This window comes from Roseiarcus sp. (assembly GCF_052145395.1).
Classification (GTDB): Bacteria; Pseudomonadota; Alphaproteobacteria; order Rhizobiales; family Beijerinckiaceae; genus Roseiarcus.
Genome location: NZ_JBKQOT010000451.1, coordinates 1 through 3,011, shown reverse-complemented (window position 1 = coordinate 3,011; position 3,011 = coordinate 1). Strand labels below are relative to the sequence as shown.

Below are 3,011 nucleotides of genomic sequence, written 5' to 3'. Positions count from 1 at the left end.
TTTGCCGTGACTGCGGCGGCGGATTTCAGGGCGAGGCGGCGGCGCCAGACGCCGGCCCATGCCGGGTCGGATTTGGCGACGGAATCGAGCGTGGAAAGCGCCGCGCCGGCGAAAAACAGGGCCTCGGCCTCGGAATTCTCGCGCAAAGACCCGCTCAGGCGCGCCCAGGCGGGCGCCCGAAGCGGTTCGGAGGGGACGAGCTCGGCGCGAATCTTCGTCGCAACCGTACCCGACGGCGGCGCTTATGGCCACCGCGGGGCGACGAAAGCGCCCCACCTGTCGACGGCATTCGATGTCCGATAACCTTGCCATATCAGACATTTATAGTATTGATCAGAATGCTCACGTTAGTTATGCAACCAGCGAAGCCGCAACGCGTCGGCGACACCAATATTCGGACCGAATCTCTCGTCATTCGACGCGCGAGCACGGAAGCCGATGTGCGGTTTTCGACTTGATGCGGGGAAGGCGGCCACCTGAGCCAGTCACGTCTCTCAGACGTTTGCTAGCCGCGGTTCGGGAGCGGATCCTAGCCGATTTCCGCAGATTTTCTTCGCGAGCTTCTCGCTCTCGACCCTACGTAAAGGGCACCCTATCGTTCACGCCAAGGACAATGGTCGAGAGGAGACCGATGCTTCGACAGATCGTGATTGAGGCCGAAACACCTGCGGTTCTCGAACGATGTTTCGTCTACGCTTGAACGTAAGCATGCGCTCGATGCCCACTGATCCGCTCTCGTCGCAATCGGCGTAGGCGCCTCGGCCGCCGTCGACGAAACGGGTGCCGCGCGCTGCGACGGCCTCGCTTCGATGGTGGAGTTCGGCGCCGATCCGGGGGGCCGACTTCACATAATCCTTAGCGGCGCCAAGTCCTGAGCGCGCTCATAGTTCATTCAGATGGTTCTTGCCACGAGCAAATCGCGAGAGTTTCCACTTCTGGAGACGTCAATCGGACGAGGCGGACGCGCGCGCAAAGTTTTCGAACCTCGCTTCCCACCGGTGGCTGGCACGCGCCCTGCGCTAATGGACAGGGTCGAGCACGACCACCGGTATCTTTCGCTCGGTCTTCAGCTGATAGTCCGCATAGGGGGGCCAAAACTCGAGCGCCTTTTTCCACAGCCGGGCTCGCTCCTCGTCCGTCGCTGTCCTAGCCCGCGCCCTGACCTTCTTGGTCCCGACCTGAAGCTCGACATCCGCATTGGCGAGGATGTTGCGGTACCACCCGGGGTGTTCGGGCGCGCCGCCTTTCGAGGCGACGATGAAGTAGCTGTCGCCGTCCGTTCCGTAAAACAGCGGAAGTATGAACTTGTCGCCGGACTTGCGGCCGGTGGTGGTCAGCAGCAGCGCCGGCGCCGTGATCTCACCCTTCCCTTGCACGTTTATCTTGTACATGTGTCCGTCGGTTCCGCCGCTCGCGATATAGCGCTTCGCGTGCTCGACCACCCAGTTCGGTAGGTTCGGAGCGAGTTTCGTTTCAGACATCTGACCCTCCTGTAGAGCTACCGGGAGTGTAGCGCCGCGCAGCCGATCGGCCAATGCTGCGGACCAAAACGCTTCCGCGCGAAAAGATCCACGCACGCAAAGGAAAGAGCGCTACCGTGGGAGAGCCCGAGTAGGCTTCGTTGTGCTATCGTGGAGCCCCGCTTAGGTTGAGCCTATCCCGTAAGGCTGGGCGCAGTCGGAACGTGATGTCAGAACGCACGCGATGAGGAGGACGGTCATGGTGGAAATCCCCGATGCGTATCTGGATCTCCTGCAGCAGAAAGTGAGCTTCGCCAATCTGGCGACAATCATGCCGGACGGGACGCCGCAAGTCACGCCGGTATGGTTCGATTACTCGAACGGCAAGATCAGGATCAATTCGGCCAAGGGCCGGGTGAAAACGCGCAATATGCGGGAAGGCGCGCCGGTGGCGCTTTCGATACTCGACCCCGACAATCCCTATCGCTACATCCAGATCCGCGGTCGGGTCGAGCACGTGACCGAGGACGGCGCATCGGCGCACATTGATTCCCTTGCCAAGAAATATCTCGGGAAAGACAAATACCCTTTCGCCCAACCTGGCGAAGTGAGAGTTCTTTTTGAAATCGAGCCCGCCGCCGTGCAGGCTTCGGGCTGACCGGCGATCTCATCTCACAAGAGGTCGGCAACCGCGTCGCGATAACGGACCAGGGCGGCCAGATGGCCCTGCAACGACCGGGACGCAATGCGCCGGTGATGGTTCCGGTGAAATGAGCTGTTGAGCGTGACGTGAGTCACGCCTGCGTTCTTCCAGAACTTGAATTCATCGCGCCAACTCGCCGCGTCGCCGGCAGCGGTTGAGACCCAGACCTCGATTCCGAGACTCGCGGGGTCGCGACCCTCCTGTTCGGCATAGGCTCGGAGCTTTGCGAATTCCGCCTCGGCCGAGCCGTCAGCGGGGTAGGCCAACATCATCCATCCGTCACCCCATTTCGCGATACGCCGGAGCGTCAGATCGTGATGCCCCCCGAACCAGATCGGCACGCGCCGCGTGATCGGCAGCGGATTGATGCCGGCGTCATCGATCCGATGCCACTCCCCTTCAAAGCTCACATGCGACTCGGCCCATAGGGCTTGCATGACGCGCACCTGCTCCTCGGACCGCCGTCCCCGATTGTGACAATCTTCATTCAGACCGACGAACTCCACCTCGTTCCAACCGATCCCGACCCCTAGCCGAAACCGGCCGCCGCTCAGTACGTCAAGGCAGGCGGCCTGCTTGGCGACCAGCACGGTCTGTCGCTGGGGCAGGATGAGGACTTGTGTCGAGAAGCCGATTCTCGTCGTGCAACCGCTAAGGAACCCGAGCAGGACGAATGGATCGTGGAAGAGATCGGCCGAAGTGTTTCGCGCTCCCCAGTCGGGCCGGCTCGCGACATTGACTCCTAAAACGTGATCGGGGGCCGCGAGGTGATCGTAGCCGGCCGTCTCCGCCGCCTGGGCAAACACCCGGACCGTCGCAGGATCGCCGCCGATATCGGACAAAGGCAG

At 61.8% G+C, this 3,011-nt stretch carries 4 protein-coding genes; 1 reads left to right on the top strand and 3 read right to left on the bottom strand.

Annotated features, from left to right (window positions below):
* Together ACLP25_RS15380 and ACLP25_RS15375 are read right to left on the bottom strand one after the other, a co-directional pair.
* Positions 1–212, bottom strand: a 212-nt coding sequence (locus ACLP25_RS15380; protein WP_442470059.1) for a DUF1403 family protein, incomplete at its 3' end; no start/stop codon positions are given.
* A gap of 807 nt (positions 213–1,019) precedes the next feature.
* Positions 1,020–1,481, bottom strand: a complete 462-nt coding sequence (locus tag ACLP25_RS15375; protein WP_442470058.1) for a nitroreductase family deazaflavin-dependent oxidoreductase — start codon at positions 1,479–1,481, stop codon at positions 1,020–1,022.
* A gap of 238 nt (positions 1,482–1,719) precedes the next feature.
* Between ACLP25_RS15375 and ACLP25_RS15370 the strand changes: the two genes are divergently transcribed.
* The gene (locus ACLP25_RS15370) at positions 1,720–2,118 is read left to right on the top strand and encodes a PPOX class F420-dependent oxidoreductase (RefSeq protein ID WP_442470057.1); all 399 of its coding nucleotides are present in this window, start codon (positions 1,720–1,722) and stop codon (positions 2,116–2,118) included.
* Between the two features lie 14 nt (positions 2,119–2,132).
* Here ACLP25_RS15370 and ACLP25_RS15365 read toward each other — a convergent pair.
* On the bottom strand, positions 2,133–3,011 hold an 879-nt coding region (locus ACLP25_RS15365), incomplete at its 5' end, for an LLM class F420-dependent oxidoreductase (protein WP_442470056.1).